The organism is Hydrogenophaga sp., assembly GCF_018780385.1.
Taxonomy (GTDB): domain Bacteria; phylum Pseudomonadota; class Gammaproteobacteria; order Burkholderiales; family Burkholderiaceae_C; genus Hydrogenophaga.
In genome coordinates, this window is record NZ_JADMJO010000014.1 from 132,651 (window position 1) to 158,369 (window position 25,719).

A 25,719-nucleotide genomic window follows, 5' to 3' on the forward strand; every position below is an offset into this window, starting at 1 on the left:
ACCCCGTTCATGAGCCTTCCCGTGCAGCGCTTCCCCTCCCTGTCCCATTGGGGCGCGTTCACCGCGGTCGTCCAGGACGGTCGCCTGCTTGCGTGCGAGCCTTTCCACCGCGATCCGGCGCCCTCCGGCATCCTGGCGTCCATGCCCGGCACGATGCAGTCCGACCTGCGCATCGCGCGGCCCGCCGTGCGCGAAGGCTGGCTGAACCAGCGCGAGGCCAGCGACCGCAGTGCGCGTGGCCAGGAGCGCTTCGTCGAAGTCGACTGGGACGTCGCGCTGGACCTCGTCGCCGGTGAACTGGCCCGCGTGCGCAGCCAGCACGGGCACGCCGCGGTGTTCGGCGGCTCCTACGGCTGGTCGTCGGCCGGTCGCCTGCACCACGCGCGCACGCTCACGCACCGCTTCCTGAACAGCGGCGGTGGCTGCGTCAACCAGGCGGGCAACTACAGCTGGGGCGCGGCGCAGTTCCTGCTGCCCCATGTCATCGGCACCTACGCGCCCGTCACGGGCCGCGTGACCGACTGGAACAACGTGCTGCACCACACCGAGCTGTTCATCGCGTTCGGCGGGCTGCCCCTGCGCAACGCACAGATCACCTCGGGTGGCGCCGGTGTGCACAGCACGCAGGGTTGGGTGGAACGCGCCTGCCGCAGCGCGATCGAGTTCGTGGTCATCAGCCCGACGCAGGCCGACGTGCCGGAAGGCATGCGCGCGCGCTGGATCCCGATCCGCCCCAACACCGACACCGCGCTGATGCTGGGCATGGCCCACACGCTGCTGGCGCAAGGCCGGCACGACACGGCGTTCCTGCACAGCCACTGCGAAGGCTTCGAAGGTTTTGCGCGCTACCTGCGGGGCGAGGACGACGGCCAGGCCAAGGACGCGGCGTGGGCAGCGGCGATCTGCGGCGTGGACGCGCCCACCATCACCGAACTCGCCCTGCGGGCGGCCAGCCGGCGCACCCTGCTCAACTGCACCTGGTCGCTGCAGCGCGCCCACCACGGCGAGCAGCCCTATTGGGCCAGCATCGCGCTGGCGTCCATGCTCGGGCAGATCGGGTTGCCCGGCGGTGGCTTCGCCTTCGGGCACGGCTCCATCAACGGCGCGGCCACGCCCAGGCCCGACGTGCCGGCGCCCGAAATGTCGGCCGGGCGCAACCCGATCGGCCAGTCCATCCCGGTGGCGCGCTTCGCCGACATGTTGCTGGCACCCGGGCAGCCCTACGACTTCAACGGCCGCACCAGCACCTACCCCGACATCGAGCTCATCTACTGGGCCGGCGGCAACCCGTTCCACCACCACCAGGACCTCAACCGCCTGATGAAGGGCTGGCAGAAGCCGCAAACCATCGTCGTGCACGACAGCTGGTGGACCCCCGCCGCGCGCCGCGCCGACATCGTGCTGCCCGCCACCACCACGCTGGAGCGCAACGACATCGGCGGCTCCTCGCGCGACCGCTTCGTGCTGGCCATGAAGCAGGCGCTTGCGCCCCACGCACAGAGCCGCAACGACTTCGACATCTACCGCGAGCTCGCGGCGCGCGCGGGCCACGAGGCCGCGTTCACCGAAGGCCGGGACGAGGCCGCGTGGATCCGCTCCATCTACGACGACATGGCCGTCAAGTGGCGCGCGGCCGGCTTCGGACTGCCCTCGTTCGATGTGTTCTGGGCCGAAGGCTTCGCCGAACTGCCCGAACCGGCGCGCGACATGGTGCTGTTCGAGGCGTTCCGCCAGGACCCCGTGGCGGCGCCGCTGGGCACACCGTCGGGCCGCATCGAGCTGTACTCGCAGAAGATCGCGTCGTTCGGCTACGACGACTGCCCGCCGCACCCGGCCTGGTTGCCCCCCGCGGAGTGGCTGGGCGCGCCCGAGGCCGCGCGCTGGCCGCTGCACCTGGTGAGCTCGCAACCGCCGGACAAGCTGCATTCGCAACTCGACGCGGGGGAGCGCTCGGTCCAGGGCAAGATCAAGGCCCGCCAGCGCGTGTGCATGCACCCGGACGAAGCCTCGCGCCGCGGCATCGGCCTGCACGACCTGGTGCGGGTCTTCAACGCGCGCGGCAGTTGCCTGGCCGGCGCCGAGCTGGACGCGCGCGTCATGCCGGGCGTGCTGGTCATGTCCACCGGCGCCTGGTTCGACCCGCAGGACGAGACCCTGGAACGGCACGGCAACCCCAACGTGCTCACGCTCGACGTGGGCACCTCGCGGCTGGCCCAGGGTACCAGCGCGATGACGACCCTGGTCGAGGTGGAGCGCTGGCAGGGCGAAGCGCCGGCGGTGCAGGCGTTCGCACCACCCACCTGGGTGCCCGCGCCACCATAATGCGCGCCATGGACACCCGATGGAAACCCAGTGTCACCGTGGCCGCCATCATCGAGCGCGATGGCAGGTACCTGTTGATCGAAGAGCACACGCCTGAGGGTTTGCGCCTGAACAATCCGGCCGGTCACCTGGACCCCGGCGAAAGCCCGGCCGAAGGTGTGGTGCGAGAAACGCTGGAGGAGACCACCCACCGGTTCACCCCCACAGCGCTAGTGGGCGTGTACCTGTCGCGGTTTCAACGGGCCGGCCAGACCCCCGCCGAGGACGAGGACATCACCTACCTGCGGTTTGCGTTCTGCGGCGAGCTGGGGGATGTGACACCGGGTGTCAGCCTGGACACCGGCATCGTCAGGACGTTGTGGCTCACGCCCGACGAGATCCGTCGCAGCGCGCCACGCCATCGCAGCCCCCTGGTGCTGCGCTGCATGGAAGACCACCTGGCGGGTCAGCGCTACCCCCTGGCCCTGGTTCAAACCGATGTCTCCGTCAGAGGGCCTGGCTGAGAGTCAGCCATCCTGGCCAGGCTCGTCGACTCTGCTCGGGCCAGCGGGATGCGCAGCGAGAAACAAGAGCCGCGGCCCGGCACGGATCGCAACGACAGACCGATGCCCAACATCGCGGCGCAGCTCTTGACAATGAAGAGGCCCAGACCGACACCGTTGTCGCTCTCGGTCTCGGGCTCCCCCCGAAAGTATTCGGTGAAGATGGTTTCGTGGTGAGCCGGAGCTATGCCCGCACCGGTGTCCCAAACCTGCAGCAGCAGACATGCCCCGCTGAGACGACAAGACACCACCACGCCACCGGACTGGGTGAAGCGCACGGCGTTGGACACCAGGTTGTTGACCATGCGCTCCAGCAGCAAGGGGTCGCTGTGCACACAGGCGATGCTCGGCGTGACCACCCAGCGCAGCCCCTTGGCCGTGGCCTGTGGCTCGAAAGTCAGGTCCACCCGGTCCAGCAACGGCTGGATGGAGAAATCGGACATGTTCGCTCTCAATGAGCCGGTTTCCAGGCGCGCCATGGTCATGATCGAGTCCAGCAGCCCGTTGGCCGATACGAGTGCAGATTTCATCTGCATCACGGTGGGGTCGTGCCTTGGCTCGCGCGCATGCAGGCTTTCAGTGGCCAGGCCCATGGCGAACAGCGGCTGGCGCAGGTCGTGGCTGACCGCCGCGAGAAACCGCGATTTTTCGATCGATTGACGCTCGGCCTCCTGCTTCTTCACCTGCTCACGCAAGCCCATGGACAGCGCCAGATCCTTCGCTTCGCGGTCGGCCTTGATGCGATCGGCCAAGGCAAACGACAGCAGCAGCATCTCGACCGCCGAGCCGACCATCACAGGATGTGCGAGCAGCGTGTTGGCCGGCAACCAACCCAGCGAAATCAGGGACTCGGCAACACCGCACACCATCAGCAGAGCCCAGGCCAGCAAGAAATAGCGTGCGCCCCGGCGTCGGGCCATGAGCCGATTCCACCCCGCCAGCATGAGCGGCAGGATGGAGGCAATGACCATGGCGACAAGGACATGGGCCGCCAGCTTGTGGTCCATCCATGGCCGAAGCACGATGTAGATGGCCCAACAGACCAACAGCCCGCGCAGAACGCGGTCCAGCCACGGCAACTCATCGGCACTGTGCAGGAACCGGCGCCCGAAGAGGATGGCCGCGAGTCCACACGCTGCGTAGCCCAAATGCAGCGCGAGGTTGTTCCAGTCCGGTCGCTCCGGCCAGAGAAACTGGGCACCGAAACCGGAGGTGGTCAGTTGGGCCATACCCATGGCGGCGACGAACGCGATGTAGTAGAGGTATACCCGGTCGCGAACCGCCACATAGAGCAGCAGGTTGTAGGCGAACAAGCCCGTCAGCAGACCGAAGTACAGGCTCACCAGGGAATACAGGCGGTGGTCCTGGCTCAAGAGGGCCTGAGGCTGCAGCAGCGTGACGGGGATTTGCAGAGAGCTGGAGGACTGGACGCGCAGCACCACGGTGCGTGGACCGGTCCCGTTGAAAACCAGCGGGAAAACCAGATGCCTGTGCGGGACGACGCGCGCCGAAAACGGCAGCTCATCGCCGCCGACGGACCGGCTGAGGCGGCCACCGGGCTCCAGGACAAACACCTCGACACGATCCAGTTGCGGGTTGGCCACCTGCATCAACCAGTGATCTGGTGCATGCGCGGAGACATCCAGTTCGGCTTTGAGCCAGAGGGTGGTGCTTTGGTAGCCGAAGTTGGGCGTCGCCGCGCCTTGGCGCAGGGGCCTGAAGCGCCACGCTTCATGGCGCGACAGCACATCGCGCACGGACAGCGCCCCGGTGTCGTCAAGCCGGTACGTGAACGCCGTGGACAAGTCATAGGCCTCAGCTTCTCCCAGCACCAGCGCCTGGGCCGGCGCGCACAGGAGCCAGATCGACCAGAGCAACGCCCGGACCCACCACCCACCTTCGTGTGTGCGTTGGCGAAACGTCATGACGCTTGCGGCTCCTTGTTCGATTCAGTGCGCAGGTGAAATGCGCTTTGAAGGATCGTCTCGCATCACCGTGAATCATTCGATTTCCATACGGCGATTTCGACCTGGCATTCTGCAAATGGAGGCTATTCGTCACCAATACTGCATCAGCACTATATTGGTTTTCAATTGAAACTCAATCGCACATCCGGGAATGAGGGCAACCAACCGTCAATTGCAATTTCACGCAATTTTCAGTCGCCAAAATTGATATTGAAATGTGCGTTTTGCGGACAAATGCTCAATTGATTGGCAAGCGCGCATTCAAAATACTGCCACGGCGGTATGTGGCCCTCATTCGTTACTGAATACGATCATCTTTTAGTGTTCAGCGTGCGAACCGAAGTCAATTCCATTGAAACCGGAACGATGCTTCGAGAAGCCATCAGGAAATTCTCCCGCCCGACCCCACTCGGCCAATACCATGCAAGCCCGATTCAAACTGATTAGACATTTCACCATCACCAGTTTGGCTGCACTGGTTTGCGTTGCCGCCGCATTGATTCATTTTCAGACCAGTGAATCAAAACTCGTGAAATCCGTGCAGGACCAAGAGGCGCACGCCATTCATGAGATGCAGGCATTGCTGGTGAACCACGCGGAGGAAGTCGCGCGCCGTGATCTGTTGACCACGCACGAGGGCAGCAACGTCCAACTGGCACGCCTCCTGTCGAATGCGCTGTGGGACGCCCCGCTGGCGCCGTTTCTGGCCGCCGCCCGAGGCATCGATTTCAGTCACTGCCTGCCCCTGAAGAAACACGAAGGCACCTTCCCCGCACCCATGTCGTCAAGGCAGTCCCAAGAGTGCTTGAGGCAGCAGGGGACGCGCGTTCGGGCACTCCCCCAGTTCGCTGCGCTCCACACCCGCCTGCTCGGCGCCATGCGCGGAAGCGAGGTTGTGAAGATCAGGATGCACGACCTTCACGGCATCACCTTGTATTCCTCCGACCCCTCGCAAGTGGGTACGGACCCGTCGGGCGATCCTGGCTGGACGCGCGCGGCACGAGAAGGGCAACCCGCCAGCGATCTTTCGTCACGGGACAACCGCGATGTCATCACCAGCCATTGGCCACTCGTTGATCCCCGGACGGACAAGCCCGTCGCAGTTTTTGAGGTGCAGTCCGACGTCACGGCCCACCTCAACCAGCTCCAGAAGACCTGGGCCGATGTCCGCCTGACCGCTGCCAACAACCAGACGCGCCTGGAGCAACAAACACAGGACAACCGCGATCTTGTCCAGCGCTCGGAGCAGATGCATCTGATGATGTTGGCGGGCCTGCTCGTGCTCGTGTACGCGGTGCTCCACAGCATCGTGCGGCGCGCACAGGCGCTGATCGAAAGGCAGGCGCAGGAGAGCGATGCCAACAAGCAACACCTCGCGCAGTCCGAGAAGATGACCTCGCTGGGGCAAATGGTGGCCAGCGTGGCCCACCAGCTCACCACACCGCTGGCATTCTCCAAAAGCAATGTGTTCATGGCCATCCAGGCGCTGGACGACATGACGCCAGGCATTCGCGGAGCATCTCGCGCACTGGAGCGTGCGACCGCCAGTGCGGGGAACACAGCGGCATCTCAGCCATTGGAGCTCGACACCGACTCGGTGCGAGCGCGGTTGAGCCAGTTTCCCGACGAACTCCACATGACGCAGGACATGCTGGGTGATGTGTTGATGGGTCTGGACCAGATGAACGAAATGGTGGACAACCTGCGCAGCTTCTCCCGACGGGATCGCTCACGCACCGCAGCAGTCGACCTCAACACCACCTTGGCGAGCGTGATCTACATCGCCAAGGCCGTGATCTCCACCAAGATCCGGGTGGTCCAGAAGTTCTCCAAGCTTCCCAGGCTGGTGTGCCACGCCTCACAGCTCAACCAGGTCTTTCTGAATCTGATCATGAACGCGGCCCAGGCCATCGACGGCGCCGGCGTGGTCACGGTGTCCACCGCCACGGACGGTCAATACATCCGCATCACGGTCGAAGACACCGGCAGGGGCATCCCCGATGACGTCCTGCCGCGCATCTTCGACCCCTACTTCACCACCAAACCTGCGGGCGCAGGCACCGGGTTGGGTCTGGCCATTGCCCAGGACATCGTGACCGGTCATGGCGGAACCCTGAGCGTGAAGACCCAGGTGGACATCGGCACCACCTTCCTGATCGAACTTCCCATCCCAGCAGGCCTGCCCGCATGAACGCCCTCCGAAAACCCCGTGTCCTCTGTGTGGACGATGAACCCAGTGTGCTGCGCTCGCTCAACTGGCTGCTGCAAAGCCGCTTTGAAGTGTCGTCGGCCACCGATGCCGGTGAAGCCCTTGAGCTCGTTGGCAACGGCGATTTCGACGTGGTGATCAGCGACCAGCGCATGCCGGGCATGACCGGCACCGAGTTCCTCCAACGGGTCAAGGAAGTTTCTCCCAACACCATGCGGCTGTTGCTCACCGGGTACTCGGAATACAACGACGTGCTGCGTTCGATCAACGACAGCGAAGTGTTCCGCTTCATCAGCAAGCCTTGGGACAACCAGCACCTGATCGACACGGTCGCCTATGCAGCGACGGTGGCGCGCGAGGTCCCCCTGCCACGGCCTTCGAACCCGACGGTCACCGCGAAAATCGACATGAACGGCCTGCGTGGCAGTCGCACCGGAGCCGTGCTCCTGATGGACGAAGACCCTGCCATCGAACACCAGCTCCGCGCCGTTCTGGGTGCCGAGATGTTGCTTTTGTGGGCGCGAAACCCGAGCGAAGCGGTCAGGCTGCTCCACCGCCACAAAGTGGCCGTGATCGTGGCCGACACCCACGCCGACACCGGCTCCACCCTGGATCTCATCAGGGCAGTGAAGCGCAGCAGCCCGAACATCGTGGCCATGATCTACACCTCGGAACGCGACGGCAGCACCATCGGCCGACTCATCAATGAAGGTCAGATTTTCCGCTTCATAGCCAAACCCGCGGCCCCGAGCCACGTGAACCGCATGATCAGATCGGCACTCAAGAAGCACCGGGATCTCATGGCACAACCCGCCCGCATCGCAAGGCATGCGGTGGAGGCATCACGCAGTCTGGCGTTCGAACACGCTGGCGAGGCGACGTCTGGCGGGGATCCGGCAGATGTGGCTCCTCCGGGGGCCCCATTCTTCGACCTGTTCACGGATACCACCGGGACGACAAGCACCGCGTCCATCTCCGGCGTGACCTGGCTCAAGCGTCTGTTCGGCAAATCCTGAGTGGATGCGGCGGGAGCGCGGCAAGCGCCTTGGCATACAGTTGGCGGCAGCCCCCACTCCCAGAGTCCACGCGCCGATGAATTCGCCCACACACCCCGCCGGCAGTCCCGTCCCACCCAGTGCATTGCCGCCCGACGACGCCCTGCGCGAAGAGCTGCACAACGAAGTGCATGCCCGGCCCTCCGCGCGCATCCGCCTGCCGGTGCTGATCGTTTTCGTGGCCGTGCTCAACGACGGTGTGAGCCGCGAGCAGGAATGTGAGCACCTGCGCCGACTGCCCGCTCAGGACACCCTGACGCCCGAACAGATGCGCGGCAACTTCCTGCGGCTGCGCTTCGAGGGCTACACGCTCAAATGGGAGCGCCACACCGAGTTCACCCGCTACTCCATCGTGCAGCCACTGGCCGAGGGCACGGGTCTGGGCACCAGCGAGCCGGCTCTGCTGGGCGCGCTGGTCACGCCGCCGGGCTGGCTGCGCGACATCCCCGGACGCACCGTGGCCGCGATCAAGATGGTCATGCTGCAGGCCGAGCTGCCCGATCAGAACCCGGAGGCCCAAGCCGCGTTGATGGGGCCTGCGCAGCGCTGGTTCGGTGAACGCACCGTGGTCGCCTCACAACTGGGTGGCGGCCATTCCTGGGCGCTGACGGACTTTCACCTGCGGCCCTCGGGCTTTGAGCGCATGCTGGTCATCACCCCGCAGGACACGAGCGAAACGCGGGCTGGCCGCATTTCGCAGCGACTGTTCGAAATCGAAACCTACCGCCTCATGGCGCTGCGGGGCCTGCCCGTGGTCAAGGCGCTGGCGCCCATGCTGGCGCAGGCCGAAGCCCAACTCGCTGCCATCACGGCGCAACTGGAAAACAAGTCCACATCGGAGCAGGAACTGCTCGACCAGCTGGTCTCGCTGGCCGCGCGGGTCGAGCGCGCCACCGCCGAGCACACCTACCGCTTCGGCGCCACCCGTGCCTACGACTCGGTGGTCACACAGCGCATTGCCGAGTTGCGCGAAAAGCCGATCCCGGGCACGCAGACCATCGGCGAGTTCATGCAGCGCCGACTGTCGCCGGCCATGGCCACGGTGGCGGCCAGCGCGCAACGCCTGGCGTCGTTGTCCGAACGCGTCTCGCGCACCAGCGCGCTGTTGCGCACGAGGGTCGACATCGTCACGGAGGCGCAGAACCAGGAACTTCTGGCCAAGCTCACGCGAGGTCAGGAACTGCAGCTGCAACTGCAGGCCACCGTGGAAGGCCTGTCGATCGCGGCCATTTCGTACTACGTGATCAGCCTGCTGCTCTACATCGCCAAGGGCGCCAAGGCCGCGGGCATGCCGATCCAGCCCGAGATGGCCGCGGGCGCTCTGGTGCCACTCGTGCTGTGGGTCGTGTGGCGCACCACGCGGCGCATTCACGCACGCCTGGGCTCGCCAACGCATTGAGCGTGCACGGCCACCGCCATCGGCATCGTTGTTGTTGTCGTTGTTGGTAATGAGAATTATTCCCATATAATTCGCCAGCTGCTGTGCCTACAGCAGCCATGCAGCCAGCCGAGAGGGCGAACACCGTCCGTCGCCAGCCATTTCTCTGGAAACCGACGCGGCGTGACCGTTGGCCCTCTTTCCGATCTGCCTGTCTGTGCGCTCGCGCGGGTGCGGCGGTCCGCGCTGACAGCGATGGCGTTCCCGGCAACGGGCGCCGCGCCGATGCGATCGAGGGAAGCCACCGGCACCCTTACGACCATGCACAAACACCAAGACCCGCTCGCCCGCTCCTGCGGACGCATCTGCGTTGACCCATGCGCACCCTCACCCCTGACCCAAGCGATGGCCGCCATGATGCTGTCCGTCCTGCCCGCAGTGACGCTGGCGCAGGCCACGGCTTCCGGCACCGATACGGCGCCAACGCTGAGCGAGGTCACGGTGACCGCGCCCGCGCAGCCGGAGGATGCGCGTGGCCCGGTGCGCGGCTACGCGACCAAGCGCAGCGCCACCGCCACCAAAACCGACACGCCGCTGAACGAGACGCCGCAGTCGGTGACCGTCATCACGGCCGACCAGATCCGCGACCAGGGTTCGCCCAACCTGCAGGAAGCGCTGCGCTACGCGGCGGGTGTGCGCAACGAGCTCTACGGCATCGACAACCGCGGTGACTGGTTCTCGCTGCGCGGCAGCGAAGAGTCCACCCTGTTGTACAACGGCCTGCGCGAGCCGCTCACGGGCTACTACGGCACGGTGCGCACCGAGCCTTACAACTTCGAGCGCATCGAAGTGCTGCGTGGCCCCTCGTCCATCATCGCGGGGCAGAACGACCCCGGCGGCGTGGTCAACCTGGTTCCCAAGCGGCCGCTGGCCGTGCCGCAGCGCGAGGTCGGCATCCGCGTGGGCAACGATTCCCTGCGCGAGGTGCACGCCGACCTCACCGGCCCGCTCAACGCGGAGGGCTCGCTGCTCTACCGCCTGGTCGCGGTGAAGAAGGACAGCGGTACGCAGATCCGCTTCGCCAACGAGGAGCGCACCTTCGTCGCGCCCTCGCTCACCTTCAAGCCCAACGCGCAGGACAGTTACACCGTCTATGCGGAATACCAGAAGGACCGCAGCCAGAACACCAACGCCTTCCTGCCGCTGGCCGGCACACTGCGGCCCGCGCCCAACGGGCCGATCCCGCGCGACCTGTTCGCCGGCGAGCCCGACTGGGACACCTACGGCGGCACGCGCAAGCGCGTGGGCTACTCGCTGGACATCGGCCTGGGTGACCAGTGGCGCCTGAGCCACCAGCTGCGCCACGACCGCGTGGACGGCCGCATGGAATCCATGTACATGGACTGGTGGTCCGGCTTCCTCAACGCGGCAGGCACCCCCGATGCGAACGGCCAGTACCTCGGGCGACCCTGGTACATCTATCAGGATGGCCTGCGCCTGACCACCGGTGAGGCACTGCTCAAGCGCGACTGGGAGCTCGGCGGCGTGACACACCGCGTGGCGTTCGGCTTCGACGCCACGGACATGGAAACCAGCCTGGCCCAGGCCGACGGCATGGGCACGCCGCTCAACGTGTACGACCCGGTCTACGGCAGCTTCCCGCGCCCCTCGCTGGGCAACCCCACGCCCACCGAGACACGCATCAAGCGCCTCGGCTGGCTGGTGCAGGACCAGATGAAGTTCAACAACGGCCTGAGCGTGCGCCTGGGCGCGCGGCACGACCAGGTGCGCAACACCGTGGTCGGCGGCGAAACCACGCGCGACTCGGCCACCAGTGTCAACCTCGGCGTGGTCTACGAGGTGCGGCCGGGCGTCTCGCCCTACGCGAGCTACTCGGAATCGTTCAACCCCGTGGCGGGCACCGACGCCTTCGGCCGGGCCTTCACGCCCAAGCGCGGCGAACAGGTGGAAGTGGGTGTCAAGTGGGAATCGCGGCAGTTGCCGATGCAGGCCACCGCCTCGGTGTTCACGCTCCAGGAAAAGAACCGCCTGGGCGACGACCCCGACAACATCGGATTCAGCAAGCAGATCGGCGATTCGCGCGTGAAAGGCGTGGAACTGGAGGGTCAGGCTCGCGTGGGCGCCTGGCAGTTCCTGGCCAGCACCACCTACACCCAGGCACGCGCCAGCGCCACATCCTGGGGCGGTGCGCTCGATCCCACCCAGCAACTCGAGGGCATCCCGAAACACATGAGCTCGTTCTGGGCCGTGCACAACTTCCGCGACGTCGGCCTGCCCGGCGTGTCGGTGGGCGCGGGCGCGCGCTACATCGGCCGCATCGGCGACGGCACCGGGAATGTGTTCGTGCCTTCGGTGACGCTGTTCGACGCCATGGCCGCCTGGGAGACCGGCCCCTGGCGCTTCGCCCTCAACGTCAACAACCTGGCCGACGAGGACTACATCGCGGTCTGCCTGGCGCGCGGCGACTGCTGGTTCGGCAGCCGGCGCAAGGTCATCCTGACCGCCGACTACCGCTGGTGAGCAAGCCATGAGGACCACAACTCGCGCGGAGGTTGCCCAATGACCACCGCCACCTCGCCCACCACCGCCCACGTGATCGGCCGCATCGCGGCCAGCTTGCTGGGCGGCTACGCCTTCACCTGGGGCGTCACCACGCTGGGCATCACCGGCCTGGTGGCGCTCGGCGTGGACTACCACGAAGCCCACACCGTGCTGATGCTGCTGGCCTTCCTCGTCTTCCTCGTCGCCTTCGTCTGGGCCTTCGCGGCGCGCAGCCTCGCTCGCGTGTGGCTGGTGCTGGGGCTGGGCGGCCTGTGCATGACCGGGGCGGCCTGGCTGCTGCAGCAACAACTGATCTAGGAGCCCGCCATGCTGTCGAACTTCCGCCTCTCCATGACCTGGCTGCACACCTGGTTCGGCCTCGTGCTGGGCTTCGTGCTCGTGGTCGTGTTCTTCTTTGGTTCGCTCTCGGTGTTCGACCGCGAGATCGACCGCTGGGCCATCCCCGAGACGCGCTTCGAGCCCCAGCCCATGCCCTCGTTCGACCGCGTGCTGCTGCCCATCCTGCAGCGTGTGCAGCCCGACGAAGTGGACTACGCGGCCAATATGCCGCTGCTGCACGACCCGAAGCAAGGCCCGATGACGCCGCGCCTGGAACTGCCGGCCGACGAGTTCTGGGCCTACACCACGCACCGCGACCCGGTGCTGGCCATGGGCGTGGGCTTTCGCGTGCCGCAGCCGAAAGACCCGCAGGGTCACAACCACGTCCACGGCGACACCACCATCGACCCGCGCAACGGCGAGGCCCTGCGCGAAGGGCAGCAGAAGATCGGCAGCGAGTTCTTCTACCCGCTGCACTACAGCCTGCACCTGGAGTGGAAGCTGATCGGCTTCTGGATCGTGGCCCTGGCGGCGCTGACCATGCTGGCCATGCTGGTCACGGGCCTGGTGATGCACCGCAAGGTGCTGGCCGAGCTGTTCACCTTCCGGCCCACCAAGCACCTGCGACGCGGCCTGCTCGACCTGCACAACCTCACCGGCGTGGTGGCCCTGCCCTTCCACTTCTTCTTCGCCTTCACGGGCCTGGTCATCTTCGCGCAGTTCTACTACCTGCCGGTGTCGCAGACCATGCTGCGCCCGCTGGCGCAGGCACACGAAGTGGCCGAGGCCGCCGCCACCGGCCTGCCCCACGCGCGGGCGGGCGTGGCCGGGCCCCTGGCCTCGGTGGACGCCATGGTGCTCGAAGCCCGGCGCCGCTGGGACGCGCGCGGCATGCCCGGCCAGGTCGGCTTTCTGCAGGTGCATCACGTGGGCGACGCCAACAGCTACGTGAGCATCTACCGCGCCGGCAGCGACCGCGTGGCCCTGGTGGGCCAGGCCGTGCACTTCAAGGGCTCCACCGGTGAGGTGCTGCGCGAGGAGCCGGCGCCCACCGTGCCGCACGGCATCGAAGAATTCCTCACCGGCCTGCACCTGCAGCACTTCGAGCACTGGCTGCTGCGCTGGCTCTACGTGTTCGGCGGGTTGCTGGGCTGCGTCTGCATCGCCACCGGCTTCCTGTTCTTCGTGGAAAAGCGCAAGCGCCAGCACGCGCAGCGGGGCGTGGCGGGCAGCCGTGTCGTTGACGCACTGGCGGTGAGCACCGTCACCGGCATGTTGATCGCCACCGCCGCCATCCTGGTGGCCAACCGGGTGCTGCCCGCCGGGCTGGCCGAGCGGGGCGAGTGGGAGCGGCTGGCCTTCTGGGGCGCATGGCTGATCGCTGCGGCGCACGCGTTCTGGCGCAGCGCCCCGGTGGCGCAGGGCACGGTCTCACCCGCCTGGCGCGAGCAGTGCCGCGCCTTTTCTGCGCTCGCTCTGCTCGCGGTGCTGTTGAACTGGGCCAGCACAGGGGACCACCTGGGCAAGACCCTGTTCTCCTACTGGCCCGTGGCCGGCGTGGACCTGGCATTGCTGGTCTCGGCCGGCCTGGCGTGGGGGGCGGCACGCCGCCTCGCCCGCCGTGAGCGCAGCGGCGCGCCACAAGCCCTTCCCAAACCCTCGCCCGAGGAGACCGCCCATGTCTGAAGCCATGTTGCTCGGGCTGGCCGCTCTGGCGGCATGGGTCTCCATGGCCTGGCTGGCGCTGTCGATGGAGGTGCACTGGCGGCAGGTCACTGGATCGCAGGCGACGGTGCCTCGGTTGCTTCGCCGCGGCCTGCGGCAGGCCGGTGCACTGGGCCTGCTGGCGTCGCTCGCGCTGTGTCTGGCGGCCGACCACCCTTCCATGGCCGTGTTGGTCTGGGTGATGTTCGTCGCCGCGTCCGCTTTCGGGATCGCCATGCTGCTCACCTGGCGACCGCGCGTGATGCGCGCGCTGCTGGTCGGTGCCCGTGTGTGAGCGTCTGAACGCGGGTCGGATCAGGCCGGCACGGGCCCCGAGCGGGCGGATGTTTCGGCGGCCATGGACGCGGCATCGGAGGTGATCACACCGCCGCCCAGGCACACCTCGCCGTCGTACAGCACCGCACTTTGCCCGGGTGTCACGGCCCATTGGGGATCGGTGAACGCGAGCGCGAAACCGGCGTCACCGTCGGCCTCGAAACGGCAAGGCGCATCCGCCTGGCGGTAGCGCGTCTTGGCGGCCATGTTGCCGGTGGCGGGCGCATGGCCCGACACCCAGCTCACGTCCTGCGCGCGCAGCCGCGGCGTGAGCAGCCAGGGGTGGTCATGGCCCTGCACCACCCAGAGCGTGTTGGTCTCGATGTCCTTGCGTGCGACGAACCAGGGCGCGTGCTCGTTGCCGCCCTTCTGCGCGCCCTTCTCGCGCACTCCCCCGATGCCCAGGCCCTGGCGTTGCCCCAAGGTGTAGAAGCTCAGGCCCACATGCTGGCCGAGCACGCGGCCCTTGTGATCCTTGATCGGGCCCGGTTCCTTCGCGATGTAGCGGTTGAGAAAATCGCGGAACGGCCGCTCGCCGATGAAGCAGATACCGGTGCTGTCCTTCTTTTTCGCGTTGGGTAGGGCGATTTCGGCCGCGATGCGACGCACCTCGGTCTTGGGCAGCTCGCCCACCGGGAACAGCGTCTTGCTCAGTTGTGCCTGGTTCAGGCGGTGCAGAAAGTAACTCTGGTCCTTCAGGGGATCGCGCCCCTTGAGCAGCTCGAACGATCCGTTGCGCTCGCGCACCCGGGCGTAGTGGCCGGTGGCGATCTTCTCGGCGCCCAGGCGCATGGCGTGGTCGAGGAAGGCCTTGAACTTGATTTCGGCGTTGCACAGGATGTCGGGATTCGGCGTTCGCCCGGCCTGGTACTCACGCAGGAACTCGGCGAACACGCGGTCCTTGTACTCGGCGGCGAAGTTCACGTGTTCGATGTCGATGCCCAGCACATCGGCCACGCTGGCGGCGTCCAGAAAGTCCTGCCGGGTCGAGCAGTAATCACTGTCGTCATCGTCTTCCCAGTTCTTCATGAAGATGCCGATGACCTCATACCCTTGCTGCTTGAGCAGGTACGCGCTCACCGCAGAGTCCACGCCACCGCTCAATCCCACCACCACCCGCTGTTTGCTTGCCATCGGGGGATTATCCCAGTCGCGAACATGGCCCCGCGTGTAGCGGGGCTGTCACCGGGCCGTCACCCCTTCGACGTACGCTGGAGTCGGCCCGCTTCGGGCTTGCCGTCTTGACAAGCCATGCGGTTGGACCATAGTGGCGCTTCGCCTGTCACACCCGGTCCATCCCGTCGTCACGCCGTTTTCATTGTCCTGTCACCATTGAAAGTGAGTCCCCACATGAACCGACCCCTTCGCCACATCGCCCTGGCCTCCCTGTTGCTGTGCGTCGCCACCGGCGCCAGCGCACAAGACAAAACCCTGCGACTGCTCACCTGGGGCGGGTACGCGCCCAAGGAAGTGGTCGAGCAGTTCACCAAGGAAACCGGCATCAATGTCGAGGTCACGCTCTCGAACAACGAGGAAATGATCTCCAAGCTGCGCGCTACCGCCGGCGCGGGCTTCGATCTGGTGCAGCCCAGCCAGGACCGCATCGCCGGCCCGCAGACCGAATTCAAGATCTACAAGCCCATGGACCTGAGCAAACTCAAGTCCGAGCTGTTCATCCCGACCATGCTCGATGCCACCAAGAAGAACACGACCGTGGCCGGGAAGGTCTATGGCGTGCCGCACATCTGGGGCACCGACGGGCTTGTGGTCAACACCAAGACATCCAAAGCCACCGATTACGCCGACCTGTGCGCGGCCGACAACGCCGGCAAGGTCAGCATGCGCCTGAAGCGCCCCACGCTGATCGCGATGGCATTTGCATCCGGCAAAGACCCGTTCAAGCTCTACAACGACCCCAAGGCCTACACCGCCTTGATGGACGACATGGGCAAGAAGCTGGCCGACTGCAAGAAGAACGTGAAGTTCTACTGGGACGGCAAGGACCAGTTGCTCGCCGGCATCCGCTCGGGTGAACTGACCACCGCCATGATGTGGGACACCGGCGGCTGGGAACTGAACAAGGCCAACCCGGACATCAAGTTCATTGCGCCCAAATCCGGCGCGCTGGGCTGGGTCGACACCTTCGCCCTGCCGGCCAAGGGCAAGAACGACGAAGCTGCCTACGCCTGGATCAACTTCAACATGCGCCCTGAAGTCGCCGCCAAAGTCGCCAGTGCCGCGGGCAACTTCACCGCCAGCAAAGGCGCCGACCAGCTGGCCGACGCGACGCTCAAGAAGCAGTTCGCCGACAGCTTCCCCGACGCCGCGCTGAAGAACATCAAGTGGTACCCGCCGGTGCCCGCCGGCATTGAAGACATCGAAGGCCGCGTGCTCGACCGCGTCAAAGCCGCCCAGTAAGCGGTGCCCACACCCGGTGCCGCATCCGTCGGCGACAACGATCTCGAAGTCCTGGCCGTCGACAAACGCTATGGCGCGTTTGCGGCGGTCCAGGCCCTGAGCTTCAACGTCCGCCGCGGCTCGTTCTTCTCCATCCTCGGCCCCTCGGGCTGCGGCAAGACCACGCTGCTGCGCATGGTCGCGGGCTTCATCGCCCCCGACAGCGGCGACCTGCGCATCAAAGGCGCGTCCATGCTCGGCGTGCCACCCAACCGGCGACCGGTGAACATGGTGTTCCAGCACCTGGCGCTGTTTCCCATGATGAGCGTGGGCGAGAACATCGCCTACGGGCTGGCGCGACGCGGCGTCAAGAGCCCAGCCATCAAGGCCAAGGTCACCGACATGCTGCAGCGCGTGGGCCTGCCCGGCAGCGTCGACAAGCGCATCGACCAGCTCTCGGGCGGGCAGAAGCAGCGCGTGGCCATCGCGCGCTCGCTCGTGCTGGAGCCCACCCTGCTGCTGCTCGACGAGCCGCTGGGCGCGCTTGACCTGAAACTGCGCGAGCACATGAAGGTCGAGCTCAAACAGTTGCAGGCGGAGATCGGCACCACCTTCGTCTACATCACGCACGACCAGTCGGAAGCGCTGGTGATGTCGGACCAGGTCGCGGTGATGAACCAGGGCCGCTTCGAGCAGGTCGGCAGCCCGCAACAGCTGTACTACCAGCCGGCCACGTCCTTCGTGGCCGGTTTCGTGGGCAACAACAACCGTTTCGAGGGCCACGTGGAGCAACTCAATGGAGCCCAGGTGCAGCTGCGCACCGGCAGCGGCATGGCGCTGTGGGCGCAGGCCGTGGGCACGGTCTCCGTGGGCCAGACCGCGGTGCTCTTCGTGCGGCCCGAGGCCATCGAGATCGGGCGCAGCCCGCGCGAGCTGCCGGCTGGCGACCCGGCCTGGAGCGCGGTGGTCGACAGCGTGCTGTTCGACGGCGGCAACTCCACCGTGCAGGTGCGCGAGACGCGCAGCAACACGCCGCTGCACATCGCCCTGCCCCTCACCGGGCGCCTGGCTGATCTGAAGCCGGGCGAAACGGTGCACTTCGCGTATCAGAGCGCGCAGGCCTGGTGTTTCGGGGCATGAACCCACCATGAGCGAAAGCACCCACCGCCGCTTCTTCCTGGGTGTGTTGTTGGCGCCGGCGTTGCTGTGGCTGCTGGGCCTGGTGATCCTGCCGCACATCGAACTGCTGGTGCTCTCGCTGCAGGCGCGCACCGGGCCAGGCGAGTACGGCTTCAGCCTGGAGCAGTACCGCACCTTCGTGGACGAGCCGCTGTACTGGAACACCTTCGTGCGCACCGCCACGCTCTCGGTGCTGGCCACCGTGCTCACTCTGTTGCTGGCGTTCCCGGCCGCCTGGTACATCGCCAAGGTGGCGCGTGGGCGCGCCAAGACCGTGCTGCTGGTGCTGTGCCTGCTGCCGTTCTGGGTCAGCGAGATGGTGCGCACGCTGGGCTGGCTGATCCTGCTGCGCGAAACCGGTGTCATCTCCAGCCTGCTGCAAAGCGTGGGCCTGGCCGATGCACCGGTGGAGCTGCTCTACCGGGATGCCACCATCCTGGTCGGCTTGGTCTACGCCTCGTTGCTCTTCATGGTGATCCCGCTGGTCAACAGCCTGGAAAGCCTGGACGACAGCCTGATCGAAGCCGCCTACGACCTCGGCGGCAGCACCGCCAACATCGTGCGCCGCATCGTCATCCCGCACGCGGCGCCGGGCATCGCGGCCGGTTGCATCGTGGTCTTCATGCTGTGCCTGGGCAACTACCTCACGCCCACGCTGCTGGGCGGCAAGAACTCGCTGTGGTTCACCGAGCAGATCTACACGCAGTTCATCACCCGCTTCAACTGGAACCAGGGCGCGGCCTTCGGTTTCCTGCTGCTGTTTCTCTCCACCGTGCTGGTGTGGGTGGGCTTGCGACTCACAGGCCAGCGTTTCGGCGCGGTGATGAAGACCTGAAGACATGAAGCCCCCACGTTCACTTCGTTCTCTGCCCCCCGAGGGGGCGCTCAGTGTCCTTCGGGCGGCCGTGCGGCCACTGACATGATCCCCAGCCTCCCCCGCTCCTTCGCACAGCGCCTCGGCCTCAACGCCTTCGTGCTGGTGTTCTTTGTGTTCCTGTTCGTGCCGCTGGCCGTGGTGGCCCTCTTCGCGTTCAACAACGCGCCCCATCCCACGCCGCCCTGGATGGGTTTCACACTCGACTGGTTCGTGGCCGACAACGACAGGCGCACCGGCCTGCTGGCCGACGGCGAGCTGATCAAGAGCCTGGGCACCAGCGCCTGGGTCGCCACCTGGGTCACGGTGCTGTCGGTTGGCGTGGGCACCTGCAACGCCTTCCTGCTGGAGCGCTTCGACTTTCCCGGCAAGAACGCCATCGCCCTGCTGAGCATGCTGCCGCTGGTGATCCCGGGCGTGATCCTGGGCATCTCCATCCTCGCGTTCGCCAGTCGCATCGCCAACTTCGCTGACGAGACCTGGGGCCTGGAGCTCGACTTCCTGCGCCCGGGCTTGCCGCTGGTGATCCTGGGGCAGTTCTGCTACATCGTCACCATCGCCACGCTCTCCATTTCGGCCAGCCTGCGCCGCTTCGACCGCACGCTGGAAGAGGCTGCCTACAACCTGGGCGCCAGCCGCGCCGCCGTGCTGTGGACGGTGACCCTGCCCTACCTGCGCCCGAGCATGATCGGTGCGGCCGCCATGGCTTTCCTGATGTCGTTCGAGAACTTCAACACGACGCTGATGTTGGTCGGTTCGGACTCGCCACTCACCGTGCTGATGTACAGCCGCATGCGCGAAGGCGCGACACCGGTGCTCAACGCCATCAGCCTGTTCCTCATGATCGCCTCGGCCCTGCTGGCGCTGATGCTGCTGTGGCGCAAGCCCACCACCCCCTGAGCTCGCGGAGCTCCCAGCGTGCCTGCTTACCGCTGCTCACATCCGTCACAAGCCGCTTAAGGCTGGCTTCAAGTTGGGGCGTTGCAATGCCTTCACCCGCACTTCGGCGGGGGTTCATTGCACAGGAAACCCACATGAAATCGCTCGTTCTCTCCACCCTTCTGATCGCCGCGGCCGGCACCGCACTGGCTTCTCCCACCTGCACCGCACCCAAGGACAAGTGGCAACCCGAGGCCACCTTCAAGAAGGACCTGGAAGCCCAGGGCTACCAGATCAAGACCTTCAAAGTGACCAAGGGCCAGTGCTACGAGATCTACGGCACCGACAAGGCAGGCAAGAAGGTCGAGGTCTATTTCGACCCTGTCAGCGGCAAGGCGCTGGAACAGAAGTGAACACCACCACCACCACCACCGCCGCATCGCGTCGGGTCTGGGATCCGCTGGTGCGCGTCTTCCACTGGTCGCTGGTGGCTTGCGTTCTGCTCAACCTGTTCGTGGTGGAGGACGGTGAAGACCTGCACCAGTGGCTGGGCTACGTGGCCGCAGCGCTGGTGGGTGTGCGCGTGGTGTGGGGCTTCATCGGCCCGCGCCACGCGCGGTTTGCCGACTTCTTCCCGACGCCACGCCGCGTGGCCAGCCACGTTCGCGCGCTGTTCGGTGGTGAAGCCGAACACCACTGGGGCCACAACCCGCTGGGTGGGCTGATGGTGCTCGGCCTCATGGCGATGGTGCTGGCGCTGGGCCTCACCGGTTGGATGCAGGGCCTTGATGCCTTTTGGGGCGAGGAATGGCTGCAGGACCTGCATGAAGGCCTGGGCGAGTGGTTGCTGCCGATGGTCGGCTTGCACGCAGCGGCGGCCATCGTCATGGGCCGCATCGAGCGCACGCGCCTCGTCAAGGCCATGGTCACCGGCGTGAAGGAGCGCTACTGAGGGCGCGGGGCTGCGTGGCACACTCGCCGCATGTCCCCGAGCGTGCATCCCAACGAGGTGGAGTTCACCGCCATCCGTGCCCAGGGCGCGGGCGGGCAGAACGTGAACAAGGTGTCCAACGCGGTGCACCTGCGTTTTGCCATCCACGCCTCATCGCTGCCGGAGCCGATCAAGGAACGCCTGCTGGCGCTCAGCGACCAGCGCATCACCACCGAGGGCGTGGTGGTGATCAAGGCGCAGACCAGCCGCAGCCTGGAGCAGAACAAGGCTGAAGCGCTCGAGCGCCTGCAGGCGCTGGTGGACAGCGTGGCCACGCTGCCCAAGGCACGCAAGGCCACCAAACCCACCTTCGGTTCGAAGCAACGCCGGCTGGAAGGCAAGGCCACGCGCTCCACCGTCAAGCAACTGCGCGGTCGCGTGCGCGGACAGGACTGAAACTACCGCCACCCGCTTCGCTTAAGGTTTTTTTACGATTCCTTTAAGCGCTATTTAGCAGCGCGCGCCGCGGTGGATTCCTAGACTCGTCTTCCATGATTCGTTGCACATGGGGTGCTGCGGTCATCACGAGACAAGCCGGGCTCTGCCCGCCCAAGGAACCTCCATGCAATCCCACGCACTCGAAATGGCCCACGTGGCCGCCACCGCCCGCACCAACCTCGGCCGGTTCAACATGTACGCCGGTATCCACAAAGCCTTGCGCGCCTTGATGGCCGACACCCTGCTCACCGTCGGCCGCGCCGACCCCACGGACGCCGCCGATGTGGCCCATGCCGCGACCCGGGTGGGTGAACTCATGGACCTGTGCGCCAGCCACGTCGCCCACGAAAACAATTCCGTGCACCCCGCGCTCGAAGCGCGCTGCCCCGGCGTCTGTGGGCCTGTCGCGCAAGACCACGAAGGCCACCTGCACCACATTGCCCACCTGCGTGACGCCGCTCGAGGCCTTGCAGGCCTGGAGGCCGCCGAGCGCGAGGCCACGCTCCAGGCCCTCTACCTGGCACTCGCCCTGTTCGTGGCCGACAACTTCCAGCACATGCACGCTGAGGAGACAGTGCACAACGCCGCGCTCTGGGCGGCGTACAGCGACGCCGAGTTGATCGGCATCCACGACGCCCTGCTGGCCACCATCCCGCCGGCCGAGATGATGTTGGTGATGCGCTGGATGCTGCCCCAGCTGAACGCGCCTGAGCGCCTGGGGGTGATGGAGGGCATGCGCGCGGGCGCGCCCGCCCCCGTGTTCGAAGGCATGCTGACAGGGACGCAGGGGCTGCTCAACCAGCGCGACTGGACCAAGCTCGCGCGCGGCCTCGGCCTGCCGCCGGTGCCCGGCCTCGTCGCCGGCTAAGCGGCGATGTCCTCGAGCTCGACCGGGCCCTGCGCCTCGAAGCGGAAGCAGCCGCGCCCGGTCTTGTGAATGCGCAATTGCGGGCACTGCTCGGCGAGCCGGCGGTGCAGCAACAGCAGCCGGGCTTCAAGGTTGTCGGCCACCTCGGGCAGGCGCAGCGAGCTGTCCAGCCGCAGTTCGCGGTTGGTGAACTCGCTGCGGCCCTGCTGACTGTGGCGCAGCAGTTTCCACAGGATGGCACCGGCCACGCCCTTGATCAGGTAGGCGTTGTTGATGAAGACGCTGTCGTTGCTGCGGTAGTGCCGCACCTGCAGCACCGGGCCCGCCGCCACCGCTGGCACCGGCGTCGTGGCGTTGACTTCGTCCTCAGTGCACGGCGCTTCGGCCTCCTGCATCAGGTCGATGGCCGCGCCCAGTTGGCCACCGAGCGCCACCAGCAGGTCTTCGTCCTCGAAGCTGAACTGCATGTCCAGCGGGCTCTCGACGAACAGCACACCGACCACCCGCCCGGCCGACTGCAGGGGCACCGCCAATTGGCTGTGCGGCTCGGGCAGGCCGGGGTAGGGGATGTCGGTGCTCTGCGGTTGAGCGTCGCCCAGGCTGCTGCGCATGGCGCTGCTGTACAGGTAGGCGCTGGTCATGTGCATGATGCGCACCGGCGTGCACTCGCGCGCGGCCACGCCGATCACGCCATCGCCGAGTGCGATCTCGGAGCCCACGCCCGACGTGTCGTAGCCACGGCTGGCCACGGTGTACAGGCGCTGGGAAGCAGCGTCCGAGATCAGCACCATGGCGTGGCGCACCGCGAGGTCCTGCTCCAGCGTGTCCAGCGTGGCGTCGAGTGCCGCGCCCAGGCTGCGCGCGGCCGAGAGGCGCGCACTGCCGCGGCGCAGCACGGCGAGAAAGTTGGGCCTGGGGGGCGGCGGGGGCAAGGCCTCGGGCAGCGGCTCCTGTGGCAGTCGCTCGACCTCGATCACTTCGTGGATGTCAGACCCCCGAAGGCGGAACACGTCGGCCATGCCGGTGTGCGAGGCGATCCCCGCCAGTTGCGCCTTCATGCTCTCGAACACCGGTCCCGCGTCCTCGGTGCGCAGGTAACGCAGGTGCAGCCGGTAGAACACCGCGTTGAGCGGGTTGAGCACCAGCAGCGTGGAACGCGGATTGACCAGCAGGTTCTGGCGCGTCTTGTTGAAGAACTGGAACGACAGCGCCACGTGGCCTTCGTCCACGTAATAGACCTGCGAGATGTAGGCCACGTTGGGCGTGCCGTCGGCCGCGGTGGTGGCCATGATGGCGGGAATCGCACCCTCCAGGCAGGGCCGCACCTCGCCCAGATCCACCGCAGGCAATGGGAGTGCCGCCGTCATGCGGCGCCCGTGATGGGCTGGCCCGCCCTGGCACCGGGTGTCTGGTCAAAGGCCAGCTCGGGTTCAAATTCGATGGCCACCACGTCGTCCAGTCGGTGCGACAGCATCGCGCGTGCGTAGACCGCGCCAAAGCCGATGCGCGTCAGCTCGATCTCCATGCCGCGCAGGTAACGCTGCAGTGCCGGCACGTCGTCCTCACGCGCCTCGCGCAGACGGGCACCACGTGTCTTGAGCTGCACGGTCTTGTGGCTGCTCGGCTGGCTGAAAACGACCGCCAGGCGCCCACTGCGGGCCACATCGCCGAGCAACTGCCCCGCCTGGCTGCGGCAGACGTACACCGTGATGTGACGGCCCTGCGCCTGCACCAGGCTGCCGACGGCGCGCATCACACTGGGCGTGAGGTCGGGGCCGCAACTGCTGGCGATGACCGAGATGCCCCCGTCCATCATGGCCAGGTGCTCCGGTGTCAACAGGGGTGGGCTGGGTTGTTCCAAGGGGGGCCGGCGTCGGTGGACGGGACGCCGCGATCATAGCGAGCAGGTGCCGCAACGCCAAGCGCCCGCAGAAACTCGAACATTTGCAATTTCGCACATGTGTGCCAAAATATGGCCCATGGATGCCCGGACCCAGAAAAGTGAAATGACACGCGCCGCCATCGTGGGCGCGGCGCTGGACCTCGCTTCGTCCGACGGGCTGGAGGCCATCACGCTGCAGGCGGTGGCCGATCGCATCGGCGTTTCCAAAAGCGGCGTGTTCTCGCGTGTGGGCTCGCGCGAAGCCTTGCAGAAGGCGGTGATCGAGGAGTTCGGCCGCCGCTTCCTTGCCGACGTGTTCGTGCCGGCTATGCAGGTTCCCAAGGGGCTGCCGCGGCTGAGCGAGATCGTTCGGCGCTGGTTCATCCGTCTGCGCGATGTCGAGGCCCACACCGGCTGCCTTTACACCTCGGGCGCCTTCGAACTCGATGACCGCGAGGGCGAACTGCGCGACCTGTTGCTGGGCGAAGTCACGCGCTGGCGTGCCGCACTGCGCCGCACCGTGTTGCAGGCGATCGAGGTCGGCCACCTCCAGCCCGACACCGACGCCGAACAACTGGTGGGCGAGATCTGCAGCCTGGCGATCGGACTGGTGCACGACGTGCGCTTCCTGCGCGACCCCCGCGCCACCGAGCGCGCGCAGGCCACCTGGGCGCGGCTGGTCAAGACCTATCAAATCTGAGCCATTTTCTGCTTGCTTTTTTTTGAACCAATTTCGCACGACTGTGCGATTACAGGAGAAGCCCATGACCACCACACCCCTTCAGACAGCCTCCGCCTACTACCAGACCACCCCAGGCACACGCTGGCTGCGCTGGGCGCTGGGCCTGTCCGAGCGCGTCTGGCCCTCGCTGGCCGTGCGCGGCGCCCTTCGCCTGTTCGGCACGCCGCTGCCACCAAAATGGTTGCACCGCCGGCAACCCGCACTGGCCACCTGGCAGGCCACGCCCTGGCCCTTCGAGCAGGCCAGCGTCACGCTGTACCAGCCCCCGCCGGGCCCACCCGGCCCGGTGGTGCTCTTGCTGCACGGCTGGGGCGGCCATGCCGCGCAGATGCTGCCGCTGGCACAGGCATTGGAGGCGCAAGGCCTGCGGCCCATGCTGGTGGACCTGCCCGCCCACGGCCGCAGTCAGGGCAGCACCAGCAACCTGCCGCAGTTCGCGCGCGCCATCGAGTACGTCACCGCCCGCCTGCAGCAACAGGGCCATGAGGTGCGCGCCGTGGTGGCGCATTCGCTGGCGGCCAACGCACTGGCCTACGCCGCCGCGCGCGGCCTGCCCGTGGCCCGGCTGGCGCTGCTCGCACCTCCGGCCTCGCCGCACGCGTACACGCGCCTGTTCGCCATGGTGTTCGGTCTGAGCGAGGACACGCGCTCGCGCATGCAGCAACGGGTGGAAGCGCGCGAAGGCATTCTGATGCGTCAGTTCGAGCCGGCGGCGGTCGGCCCGCGCGTGGCCGTGCCCACGCTCATCGTGCACGACCGCGAAGACCGCATCAACCGCTTCGCCGACGCCGAGGCCTACCGCGATGCGATCGCTGGCGCGCAGTTGATGGAAACCAACGGCCTGGGCCACACCCGGCTGCTGCGCGACGAGCAGGTGCTGCAGGCGGTGGTGGCACACCTGCGGGGCTAAGAGCCTGCTCTAAGTCTGTCTGGGGCCGCGCAAGAGTCTTTTCGGGATGGGCTGCAAGGCGCAAAACGCAGCCGGGCCGGTGGCCCGGCGAGGCTTTGCAACGCGGCAGACCGCCCGAAAAGACTCTTGCCCTCCGGGTTGGGAC

At 66.6% G+C, this 25,719-nt stretch carries 23 protein-coding genes; 19 read left to right on the forward strand and 4 right to left on the reverse strand.

Features of this window, described 5'->3' with window-relative positions:
* The first annotated feature begins 9 nt into the window (after window positions 1–9).
* Together IV113_RS07945 and IV113_RS07950 are read left to right on the forward strand one after the other, a co-directional pair.
* Window positions 10–2,322, forward strand: coding sequence for a molybdopterin-dependent oxidoreductase (locus tag IV113_RS07945; RefSeq protein ID WP_291082733.1), 2,313 nt, complete (start codon window positions 10–12; stop codon window positions 2,320–2,322).
* A gap of 8 nt (window positions 2,323–2,330) precedes the next feature.
* Window positions 2,331–2,825 (forward strand): NUDIX hydrolase, encoded by a 495-nt coding sequence (locus tag IV113_RS07950; protein WP_291082736.1) that lies wholly within the window; start codon window positions 2,331–2,333, stop codon window positions 2,823–2,825.
* On the opposite strand, the gene IV113_RS07955 is transcribed toward IV113_RS07950, so the two are convergent.
* Entirely contained in the window at window positions 2,792–4,789 is a 1,998-nt protein-coding gene (locus IV113_RS07955) for a sensor histidine kinase (RefSeq protein WP_291082739.1), read from the reverse strand. The genes IV113_RS07950 and IV113_RS07955 overlap by 34 nt on opposite strands.
* Window positions 4,790–5,360: 571 nt before the next feature.
* Between IV113_RS07955 and IV113_RS07960 the strand changes: the two genes are divergently transcribed.
* The 7 genes from IV113_RS07960 (at window position 5,361) to IV113_RS07990 (ending at window position 14,373) form a co-directional block, all read left to right on the forward strand.
* Window positions 5,361–7,022, forward strand: a complete 1,662-nt coding sequence (locus tag IV113_RS07960) for a HAMP domain-containing sensor histidine kinase (protein ID WP_291082743.1) — start codon at window positions 5,361–5,363, stop codon at window positions 7,020–7,022.
* A complete protein-coding gene (locus IV113_RS07965) occupies window positions 7,019–8,056 on the forward strand; it encodes a response regulator (protein WP_291082746.1) in 1,038 nt (345 codons plus the stop codon). The genes IV113_RS07960 and IV113_RS07965 overlap by 4 nt, the downstream gene beginning before the upstream one ends.
* Window positions 8,057–8,132: 76 nt before the next feature.
* Window positions 8,133–9,494 (forward strand): DUF3422 domain-containing protein, encoded by a 1,362-nt coding sequence (locus tag IV113_RS07970; protein ID WP_291082749.1) that lies wholly within the window; start codon window positions 8,133–8,135, stop codon window positions 9,492–9,494.
* 384 nt (window positions 9,495–9,878) lie between these two features.
* Window positions 9,879–12,014 (forward strand): TonB-dependent siderophore receptor, encoded by a 2,136-nt coding sequence (locus IV113_RS07975; protein ID WP_291082752.1) that lies wholly within the window; start codon window positions 9,879–9,881, stop codon window positions 12,012–12,014.
* A gap of 39 nt (window positions 12,015–12,053) precedes the next feature.
* The gene (locus IV113_RS07980) at window positions 12,054–12,353 is read left to right on the forward strand and encodes an iron uptake protein (protein WP_291082755.1); all 300 of its coding nucleotides are present in this window, start codon (window positions 12,054–12,056) and stop codon (window positions 12,351–12,353) included.
* A gap of 9 nt (window positions 12,354–12,362) precedes the next feature.
* Window positions 12,363–14,060: a PepSY-associated TM helix domain-containing protein gene (locus IV113_RS07985; protein ID WP_291082758.1), complete on the forward strand. Its 1,698-nt coding sequence runs from the start codon at window positions 12,363–12,365 to the stop codon at window positions 14,058–14,060.
* Entirely contained in the window at window positions 14,053–14,373 is a 321-nt protein-coding gene (locus tag IV113_RS07990) for a DUF3325 domain-containing protein (RefSeq protein WP_291082761.1), read from the forward strand. Before IV113_RS07985 ends, IV113_RS07990 begins: the two co-directional genes overlap by 8 nt.
* Before the next feature lie 20 nt (window positions 14,374–14,393).
* Here the strand turns inward: IV113_RS07990 and mnmA are convergent, their stop codons facing one another.
* Window positions 14,394–15,548 carry a tRNA 2-thiouridine(34) synthase MnmA gene (mnmA, locus tag IV113_RS07995; RefSeq protein WP_291082764.1) on the reverse strand — a complete coding sequence of 385 codons (1,155 nt, stop codon included), beginning with the start codon at window positions 15,546–15,548 and terminating at the stop codon, window positions 14,394–14,396.
* A gap of 216 nt (window positions 15,549–15,764) precedes the next feature.
* Between mnmA and IV113_RS08000 the strand changes: the two genes are divergently transcribed.
* The 8 genes from IV113_RS08000 to IV113_RS08035 all read left to right on the forward strand — a co-directional run bounded on the left by IV113_RS08000 (window position 15,765) and on the right by IV113_RS08035 (window position 22,040).
* The gene (locus tag IV113_RS08000; protein ID WP_291082767.1) at window positions 15,765–16,832 is read left to right on the forward strand and encodes an extracellular solute-binding protein; all 1,068 of its coding nucleotides are present in this window, start codon (window positions 15,765–15,767) and stop codon (window positions 16,830–16,832) included.
* Between the two features lie 3 nt (window positions 16,833–16,835).
* Window positions 16,836–17,951 carry an ABC transporter ATP-binding protein gene (locus IV113_RS08005; RefSeq protein ID WP_291082770.1) on the forward strand — a complete coding sequence of 372 codons (1,116 nt, stop codon included), beginning with the start codon at window positions 16,836–16,838 and terminating at the stop codon, window positions 17,949–17,951.
* A 7-nt stretch (window positions 17,952–17,958) separates the two neighbouring features.
* Entirely contained in the window at window positions 17,959–18,825 is an 867-nt protein-coding gene (locus IV113_RS08010; RefSeq protein ID WP_291082773.1) for an ABC transporter permease, read from the forward strand.
* An 84-nt stretch (window positions 18,826–18,909) separates the two neighbouring features.
* Window positions 18,910–19,764, forward strand: a complete 855-nt coding sequence (locus tag IV113_RS08015) for an ABC transporter permease (RefSeq protein WP_291082776.1) — start codon at window positions 18,910–18,912, stop codon at window positions 19,762–19,764.
* Between the two features lie 134 nt (window positions 19,765–19,898).
* A complete protein-coding gene (locus tag IV113_RS08020; protein ID WP_291082779.1) occupies window positions 19,899–20,156 on the forward strand; it encodes a PepSY domain-containing protein in 258 nt (85 codons plus the stop codon).
* A complete protein-coding gene (locus tag IV113_RS08025; protein WP_291082782.1) occupies window positions 20,153–20,695 on the forward strand; it encodes a cytochrome b/b6 domain-containing protein in 543 nt (180 codons plus the stop codon). The genes IV113_RS08020 and IV113_RS08025 overlap by 4 nt, the downstream gene beginning before the upstream one ends.
* Window positions 20,696–20,725: 30 nt before the next feature.
* Window positions 20,726–21,130 (forward strand): alternative ribosome rescue aminoacyl-tRNA hydrolase ArfB, encoded by a 405-nt coding sequence (arfB, locus tag IV113_RS08030; RefSeq protein WP_291082784.1) that lies wholly within the window; start codon window positions 20,726–20,728, stop codon window positions 21,128–21,130.
* Window positions 21,131–21,296: 166 nt separating this feature from the next.
* Window positions 21,297–22,040, forward strand: a complete 744-nt coding sequence (locus IV113_RS08035) for a hemerythrin domain-containing protein (protein WP_291082786.1) — start codon at window positions 21,297–21,299, stop codon at window positions 22,038–22,040.
* On the opposite strand, the gene IV113_RS08040 is transcribed toward IV113_RS08035, so the two are convergent.
* Both IV113_RS08040 and IV113_RS08045 read right to left on the reverse strand, forming a co-directional pair.
* A complete protein-coding gene (locus tag IV113_RS08040) occupies window positions 22,037–23,407 on the reverse strand; it encodes a GAF domain-containing protein (RefSeq protein WP_291082788.1) in 1,371 nt (456 codons plus the stop codon). The two genes, IV113_RS08035 and IV113_RS08040, sit on opposite strands and share 4 nt — an antisense overlap.
* Complete coding sequence (locus tag IV113_RS08045) at window positions 23,404–23,901, reverse strand: hypothetical protein (protein ID WP_291082791.1); 498 nt, start codon at window positions 23,899–23,901, stop codon at window positions 23,404–23,406. Before IV113_RS08045 ends, IV113_RS08040 begins: the two co-directional genes overlap by 4 nt.
* Window positions 23,902–24,019: 118 nt before the next feature.
* Between IV113_RS08045 and IV113_RS08050 the strand changes: the two genes are divergently transcribed.
* Window positions 24,020–24,622 carry a TetR/AcrR family transcriptional regulator gene (locus tag IV113_RS08050; RefSeq protein ID WP_291082794.1) on the forward strand — a complete coding sequence of 201 codons (603 nt, stop codon included), beginning with the start codon at window positions 24,020–24,022 and terminating at the stop codon, window positions 24,620–24,622.
* A 64-nt stretch (window positions 24,623–24,686) separates the two neighbouring features.
* A complete protein-coding gene (locus IV113_RS08055; RefSeq protein ID WP_291082797.1) occupies window positions 24,687–25,574 on the forward strand; it encodes an alpha/beta hydrolase in 888 nt (295 codons plus the stop codon).
* The last annotated feature ends 145 nt before the right edge of the window (window positions 25,575–25,719 follow it).

Excerpts from the sequence above, each read along its gene's own strand:
- IV113_RS07945 (WP_291082733.1), top strand. The coding sequence starts at position 10 with ATGAGCCTTCCCGTGCAGCGCTTCCCCTCCCTGTCCCATTGGGGCGCG.
- IV113_RS07950 (WP_291082736.1), top strand. The coding sequence starts at position 2,331 with ATGGACACCCGATGGAAACCCAGTGTCACCGTGGCCGCCATCATCGAG.
- IV113_RS07955 (WP_291082739.1), bottom strand. The coding sequence starts at position 4,789 with ATGACGTTTCGCCAACGCACACACGAAGGTGGGTGGTGGGTCCGGGCG.
- IV113_RS07965 (WP_291082746.1), top strand. The coding sequence starts at position 7,019 with ATGAACGCCCTCCGAAAACCCCGTGTCCTCTGTGTGGACGATGAACCC.
- IV113_RS07970 (WP_291082749.1), top strand. The coding sequence starts at position 8,133 with ATGAATTCGCCCACACACCCCGCCGGCAGTCCCGTCCCACCCAGTGCA.
- IV113_RS07975 (WP_291082752.1), top strand. The coding sequence starts at position 9,879 with ATGGCCGCCATGATGCTGTCCGTCCTGCCCGCAGTGACGCTGGCGCAG.
- IV113_RS07980 (WP_291082755.1), top strand. The coding sequence starts at position 12,054 with ATGACCACCGCCACCTCGCCCACCACCGCCCACGTGATCGGCCGCATC.
- IV113_RS07985 (WP_291082758.1), top strand. The coding sequence starts at position 12,363 with ATGCTGTCGAACTTCCGCCTCTCCATGACCTGGCTGCACACCTGGTTC.
- IV113_RS07990 (WP_291082761.1), top strand. The coding sequence starts at position 14,053 with ATGTCTGAAGCCATGTTGCTCGGGCTGGCCGCTCTGGCGGCATGGGTC.
- mnmA (WP_291082764.1), bottom strand. The coding sequence starts at position 15,548 with ATGGCAAGCAAACAGCGGGTGGTGGTGGGATTGAGCGGTGGCGTGGAC.
- IV113_RS08000 (WP_291082767.1), top strand. The coding sequence starts at position 15,765 with ATGAACCGACCCCTTCGCCACATCGCCCTGGCCTCCCTGTTGCTGTGC.
- IV113_RS08010 (WP_291082773.1), top strand. The coding sequence starts at position 17,959 with ATGAGCGAAAGCACCCACCGCCGCTTCTTCCTGGGTGTGTTGTTGGCG.
- IV113_RS08015 (WP_291082776.1), top strand. The coding sequence starts at position 18,910 with ATGATCCCCAGCCTCCCCCGCTCCTTCGCACAGCGCCTCGGCCTCAAC.
- IV113_RS08020 (WP_291082779.1), top strand. The coding sequence starts at position 19,899 with ATGAAATCGCTCGTTCTCTCCACCCTTCTGATCGCCGCGGCCGGCACC.
- arfB (WP_291082784.1), top strand. The coding sequence starts at position 20,726 with ATGTCCCCGAGCGTGCATCCCAACGAGGTGGAGTTCACCGCCATCCGT.
- IV113_RS08035 (WP_291082786.1), top strand. The coding sequence starts at position 21,297 with ATGCAATCCCACGCACTCGAAATGGCCCACGTGGCCGCCACCGCCCGC.
- IV113_RS08040 (WP_291082788.1), bottom strand. The coding sequence starts at position 23,407 with ATGACGGCGGCACTCCCATTGCCTGCGGTGGATCTGGGCGAGGTGCGG.
- IV113_RS08050 (WP_291082794.1), top strand. The coding sequence starts at position 24,020 with ATGGATGCCCGGACCCAGAAAAGTGAAATGACACGCGCCGCCATCGTG.
- IV113_RS08055 (WP_291082797.1), top strand. The coding sequence starts at position 24,687 with ATGACCACCACACCCCTTCAGACAGCCTCCGCCTACTACCAGACCACC.